This is a genomic window from Acinetobacter sp. ANC_7513 (assembly GCF_056779915.1).
Genome location: NZ_JBWYIW010000020.1, coordinates 1 through 6,149, shown reverse-complemented (window position 1 = coordinate 6,149; position 6,149 = coordinate 1). Strand labels below are relative to the sequence as shown.

7 protein-coding genes are annotated in these 6,149 nt (G+C 41.3%); all 7 read left to right on the top strand.

What is annotated here, in order from left to right; all coding sequences use genetic code 11:
• On the top strand, positions 1 to 854 hold an 854-nt coding region (catA, locus tag AC1M9B_RS14305; protein WP_481609332.1), incomplete at its 5' end, for a catechol 1,2-dioxygenase.
• Between the two features lie 74 nt (positions 855 to 928).
• Positions 929 to 2,311, top strand: coding sequence for a benzoate 1,2-dioxygenase large subunit (benA, locus tag AC1M9B_RS14300; RefSeq protein WP_481608245.1), 1,383 nt, complete (start codon positions 929 to 931; stop codon positions 2,309 to 2,311).
• Complete coding sequence (gene benB, locus AC1M9B_RS14295) at positions 2,308 to 2,811, top strand: benzoate 1,2-dioxygenase small subunit (RefSeq protein ID WP_035270498.1); 504 nt, start codon at positions 2,308 to 2,310, stop codon at positions 2,809 to 2,811. The genes benA and benB overlap by 4 nt, the downstream gene beginning before the upstream one ends.
• A gap of 90 nt (positions 2,812 to 2,901) precedes the next feature.
• Positions 2,902 to 3,918 carry a benzoate 1,2-dioxygenase electron transfer component BenC gene (benC, locus tag AC1M9B_RS14290; protein ID WP_035270501.1) on the top strand — a complete coding sequence of 339 codons (1,017 nt, stop codon included), beginning with the start codon at positions 2,902 to 2,904 and terminating at the stop codon, positions 3,916 to 3,918.
• 13 nt (positions 3,919 to 3,931) lie between these two features.
• Positions 3,932 to 4,711: a benzoate diol dehydrogenase BenD gene (gene benD / locus AC1M9B_RS14285; RefSeq protein ID WP_481609331.1), complete on the top strand. Its 780-nt coding sequence runs from the start codon at positions 3,932 to 3,934 to the stop codon at positions 4,709 to 4,711.
• Between the two features lie 56 nt (positions 4,712 to 4,767).
• Positions 4,768 to 5,976, top strand: coding sequence for a benzoate/H(+) symporter BenE (benE, locus tag AC1M9B_RS14280; RefSeq protein WP_180000663.1), 1,209 nt, complete (start codon positions 4,768 to 4,770; stop codon positions 5,974 to 5,976).
• A 43-nt stretch (positions 5,977 to 6,019) separates the two neighbouring features.
• The coding region (locus AC1M9B_RS14275; RefSeq protein ID WP_481588083.1) for a CoA-transferase at positions 6,020 to 6,149 on the top strand (130 nt) is incomplete at its 3' end.

The window sequence follows — 6,149 nt, the reverse complement described above, 5'->3', positions numbered from 1 at the left end:
ATGAACGTGTTCAGCAAATCGTTGTACGTTTAGTATCTGACTTATTCCAAGCGATTGAAGATTTAGATTTAAGCCAATCTGAAGTTTGGAAGGGTCTTGAGTACTTTACTGATGCTGGTCAAGCAAACGAATTAGGTCTTTTGGCTGCTGGTTTAGGTCTTGAGCATTTCCTTGATTTACGTGCAGATGAGAAAGATGCTCAAGCAGGTATTACAGGTGGTACTCCACGTACAATTGAAGGTCCATTGTATGTCGCTGGTGCACCAGAATCAGTTGGTTTTGCACGTATGGATGATGGTTCTGAAGAAGGCAAAATTCCAACTTTAATTATTGAAGGTATCGTTAAAGATACTGAAGGTAACATCATTGAAGGCGCTAAAGTTGAAGTTTGGCATGCAAACAGCTTAGGTAACTACTCGTTCTTTGATAAGTCTCAATCTGACTTTAACTTACGTCGTACGATCTTCACGGATGCACAAGGTCAATATACAGCATTAACCACAATGCCTGTAGGTTATGGCTGCCCACCAGAAGGTACAACTCAGTTTGTATTAGACAAACTTGGTCGTCATGGTAACCGCCCTTCACACGTGCATTACTTCGTCACTGCACCTGGCTACCGTAAATTAACTACGCAGTTCAACATCGAAGGTGATAAATACCTTTGGGATGACTTTGCATTTGCAACGCGTGATGGCTTAGTGGCAACTGCTGTAGACGTAACTGATGAAGCTGAAATTGCTCGTCGTGGTCTGAAAGGTGCGTTCAAACATATTCAATTTGACATTGAATTAGTGAAAGACGTTGAAGGTGCGCCTTCTACTGAAGTTGAACGCCGCCGCGCATCAGCTTAAATCAATTAGTCGGAATCGGGATAAGTCAGTTATCCCGATGACTTCCCCTCAATTTGGAAAGTCGGAGAACGTCCATGCCACGTATTCCTGTAATTAATACCAGCCATCTAGATCGTCTTGATGAGTTACTTGTAGACAACTTTGAGACAGGTGAGTTTAAACTTCATCGTTCAGTTTTCACTGATCAAGCCCTTTTTGACCTTGAAATGAAATACATCTTTGAGGGTAATTGGGTTTACTTGGCACACGAAAGCCAAATTCCAAATAACAATGATTATTACACGACACACATCGGTCGTCAGCCAATCGTGATTGCTCGTAACCGTCAAGGCGAGCTAAATGCAATGATCAATGCGTGTTCACACCGTGGTGCACAACTTTGCCGTAACAAACGTGGTAATAAGGCTACTTATACTTGCCCATTCCATGGTTGGACATTCAATAACTCAGGCAAACTTTTAAAAGTTAAAGACCCAACAGATGCAGGTTATTCTGACTGCTTTAACAAAGAAGGATCACATGATCTTAAGAAAGTTGCACGTTTTGAAAGTTATAAAGGCTTCTTATTCGGTAGCTTAAACCCAGACGTCTTGCCATTAGAAGAATTCTTAGGTGAAACGACTAAAATTATCGATATGATCGTGGGTCAGTCTGATCAAGGTTTAGAAGTTTTACGTGGTGCCTCAACTTATACATACGAAGGAAACTGGAAACTCACTGCTGAAAATGGTGCAGATGGTTACCATGTATCTGCAGTTCACTGGAATTATGCTGCGACTACGCAACAACGTAAAGAAAAACAAGCTGGCGACAATATCCGTGCAATGAGCGCAGGATCTTGGGGTAAACAAGGCGGTGGTTCTTACGGTTTTGAAAATGGTCACATGTTGCTTTGGACACAATGGGCTAACCCTGAAGACCGCCCTAACTTCCCTAAAGCAGATGAATACTCTGAGAAATTCGGTCCTGCTATGTCGAAGTGGATGATCGAGCGCTCACGTAACCTTTGCTTATATCCAAACGTTTATTTGATGGATCAGTTCGGTTCACAAATCCGTGTACTTCGCCCAATTGCTGTTGATAAAACTGAAGTAACAATTTACTGCATCGCACCTGTAGGTGAAGAGCCAGAAGCTCGCGCACGCCGTATTCGTCAATATGAAGATTTCTTCAATGCTTCAGGTATGGCGACACCAGATGACTTAGAAGAATTCCGTGCATGTCAAGCAGGTTATGCTGGTATCGAACTTGAGTGGAACGATATGTGCCGTGGCTCAAAGCATTGGATCAATGGCCCAGATGAGGCAGCAAACGAAATTGGTCTAAAACCTAAACTTTCAGGCGTTAAAACTGAAGACGAAGGTTTATACCTTGCGCAACATCAACATTGGTTAGAAGAAATGAAACGTGCGATTAAAGCAGAACAAGCTTTAGCTGAACAAGGAGATAACGCATGAGTAACGCGAATCTTGAAGCAACTTTAGAATCAGTGAGCCAGTTCTTATTTAAAGAAGCGCGCCTACTTGATGATGAACAGTGGGATGAATGGTTAGAGTGCTATGCACCTACAGCATCGTTCTGGATGCCATCTTGGGATGACTACAATACATTAACTGAAGATCCTCAATCAGAAATCTCGTTAATTTATTATCCAGATCGTCAAGGTTTAGAAGACCGCGTGTTCCGTATCAAAACTGAACGCTCTTCTGCAACAATGCCTGATACACGTACAAGCCACAATATTAACAACATTGAAATACTTGAACGTCATGAAGATAAGGTTGTTGTTCGTTTCAACTGGAACACTTTAAGTTACCGCTACCAAAAGTCATACAGCTACTTTGGTATGTCACGCTACGAAATCAATTTGTCTGGTGAAAAACCACAAATTTTAAATAAATATGTGGTACTCAAAAATGATTACATCAATCAAGTAATCGACGTATATCACCTGTAATTAGTAAATAACAAGTTCAGTAACTACCAAATGGAATTTTGGTAGTTACACCAAAAAATTGTTCAAAAGATTCTTAAAGGATATTCAGCCATGTCAAACCATAATGTTGCACTTCAATTTGAAGATGGCGTAACCCGATTTATTTCAGTTGCACAAGGCGAAACGCTTTCTGACGCTGCATATCGTCAAAAGATTAATATTCCGCTGGATTGCCGTGATGGTGCATGTGGTACTTGTCGAGCTTTTTGTGAGTCTGGCAGCTATGACATGCCTGAAGAAACTTATATTGAAGATGCACTTACACCAGAAGAGGCTGAGCAAGGCTATATCTTAGCTTGCCAGTGCCGTCCTACTTCAGATGCAGTTTTCCAAATTCAAGCATCATCTGATGTATGTAAAACTCAAATTCATCAATATCAAGGTACGCTTTCTCGTGTAGAAAACTTATCTGAATCTACAATTACCTTTGATATTCAACTAGACGAGGGTCAGCCAGATATCAATTTCCTTGCTGGTCAGTATGTAAATGTAGGTATTCCTGGATCAACTGAAACACGTTCATACTCTTTCAGCTCTAAGCCAGGCAACCGTTTGACCGGCTTTGTTGTTCGTAACGTTCCTAACGGTAAAATGAGTAGCTTCTTAAGCAGCGAAGCGAAAGTCGGCGACAAAATGACATTCACTGGTCCATTTGGTAGCTTCTACTTACGTAATGTAGTACGCCCTGTAGTAATGCTTGCTGGTGGTACAGGTATTGCTCCATTTATGTCGATGCTTCAAGTATTAGAAGAAAAAGGTTCTGAACATCCAGTACGTTTAGTTTTTGGTGTAACCAATGACTTTGACCTAGTTGCTATTGAAGAACTCAACAAACTTCAAGAAAAACTTGATTGGTTTGAATACCGTACCGTAGTTGCAAACCCAGAATCTGCACACGAACGTAAAGGTTATGTGACAGGTCACATTGAAACTGAATGGCTCAACGGTGGTGATGTAGACGTTTACCTCTGTGGTCCTGTTCCTATGGTAGATGCAGTTCGTGGTTGGTTAGATGCTGAAGGCGTTAAACCTGCAAACTTCTTATTCGAAAAATTCTCTGCGAATTAAAGTGGAGAGGAACATGAATCAAAGATTTGAAAATAAAATCGTAATCGTTACTGGTGCCGCTCAAGGCATCGGTCGCGGTGTTGCTCTTCAAGCAGCTAGCGAAGGTGCAAAAGTTGTACTGGCTGACCGTGCTGAATACGTGAAGACCACACTTGAAGAAATTACGACTCAAGGTGGCACAGGTGTTACTGTCTTAGCTGATCTTGAAACCTATGCTGGTGCACAATCCGTTGTAAATAAAGCGATCGAGACTTTTGGCCGAATTGATGTGCTGATCAACAATGTTGGTGGTGCGATTTGGATGAAACCTTTTGAAGAGTTTTCTGAAGAGGAAATTATTAAAGAGATCAATCGTTCTTTATTTCCTACTTTATGGAGTTGTCGTGCAGTTTTACCACACATGCAACACCAAAAATCTGGTGTGATCGTGAATGTATCATCTATCGCCACATGTGGAATTAACCGTCTTCCATATTCTGCAGCTAAAGGTGGTGTAAATAGTTTTACTCAATCAATGGCATTTGCACATGCTAAAGATGGTATCCGCATCAATGCTGTGGCTACAGGTGGTACTGAAGCTCCACCACGTGTAATTCCACGTAATACTTCACCACTATCTGAGCAAGATCAAGCTTGGATGCAAGAAGTGGTTGATCAAACAATTGACCGCAGCTACATGAAACGCTATGGCACTATTCAAGAACAAGTAAATGCTATTTTGTTCCTTGCTTCAGATGAGTCTTCATACATTACAGGCACAGTCGTACCTGTAGGTGGTGGTGATCAGGGTTAACCCTGATCACGGACTCTTTAAATTCACAGGATCATTGACGCAAGGAGGCAAATACAATGGCAACCCTGTTTAAAACACTAAAAGAAGATTGGTCTATTTCCGCCACTGTCGCCGGCTTTTTAGCTGTATTGATTTCATATGCCGGACCATTAATTATTTTCTTTCAAGCAGCACAACAAGCCCAAGTTTCACCAGACATGATGATTTCATGGATTTGGGGTATCTCAATTGGTGCTGCTGTAGCTGGAATTCTATTATCAATAAAATTTAAAGTTCCTGTCATTACCGCTTGGTCGGCACCTGGTACTGCTCTGCTAGTCACACTTTTTCCAGATATATCACTGAATGAAGCAGTTGCTGCATATATCACTACAGCTGTAGTGATTTTCATCATTGGTATTACCGGATATTTCGACAAACTATTGGCTTTGATACCGCAATCAGTGGCTGCAGGAATGATGGCGGGTATCTTATGTCAGTTCGGATTTGGTCTTTTTACCGCGACCAATACCATGCCATATATCGTGTTTGGAATGCTTATTTCGTATCTGATTGCTAAGCGTTTAACACCTCGATATGCCATGCTTTTTGTATTGGCAGCTGGTATTTTCATGAGTTTAGTCCTCGGAAAATTCAATGCTGTGAATATGGAGTTTTCACTTGCAATACCCCAATTCATTGCGCCCGAGTGGACGCTTAACTCTTTTCTAAATCTTGCAGTACCTCTTATTTTAGTCAGCCTTTCTGGTCAATTTTTACCTGGCATGGCAATTTTGAAATTAAGTGGCTATGACATTCAAGCAAAACCCATTATTACCACTACCAGTATCGCATCGTTAGCTGTTGCTTGTGTGGGCGGAATCACCATTGTCCTGGCATCAATAACAGCCGCACTCTGTACAGGAAAAGATGCACATGAGCTCAAAGAGAAACGTTATATCGCAGGTATTGCGAACGGTATTTTCTATATTTTAGGTGGTTTATTTGCAGGCAGCATTGTGATGCTTTTTAGCTTACTGCCTAAAGAACTTGTTGCTGCATTAGCAGGTTTAGCACTTTTAGGTGCTATTGCTACAAATTTACACGTTGCTATGTTCCAAGAAAAGGATCGTGACGCAGCTCTCCTTACTTTCTTGGCGACTGTTTCAGGTATGCAATTTTTAGGTTTAAGTTCAGTTTTTTGGGGAATCTGTATTGGTATTTTAGCGCACGTGATTTTAACGAAGCGTCAAAATACTACCCCATCATCGTCTACATCGACCTGATCATATTAAAGGTAAATGTAGATCGTTTGTTTAGGAAGTGATTATGATTGATAAAAGCTCAGCGTCTTTAACCGAAGCCCTCTCCCAAATTAAAGACGGTTCAACCATTATGATTGGTGGGTTTGGTACTGCAGGTCAGCCTGCTGAACTCATCGATGGCTTAATTGAACTCG

Bases quoted from the DNA above. Each gene is read 5' to 3' on its own strand.
- benE (WP_180000663.1), top strand. From the start codon at position 4,768: ATGGCAACCCTGTTTAAAACACTAAAAGAAGATTGGTCTATTTCCGCC.
- benA (WP_481608245.1), top strand. From the start codon at position 929: ATGCCACGTATTCCTGTAATTAATACCAGCCATCTAGATCGTCTTGAT.
- benB (WP_035270498.1), top strand. From the start codon at position 2,308: ATGAGTAACGCGAATCTTGAAGCAACTTTAGAATCAGTGAGCCAGTTC.
- benD (WP_481609331.1), top strand. From the start codon at position 3,932: ATGAATCAAAGATTTGAAAATAAAATCGTAATCGTTACTGGTGCCGCT.
- benC (WP_035270501.1), top strand. From the start codon at position 2,902: ATGTCAAACCATAATGTTGCACTTCAATTTGAAGATGGCGTAACCCGA.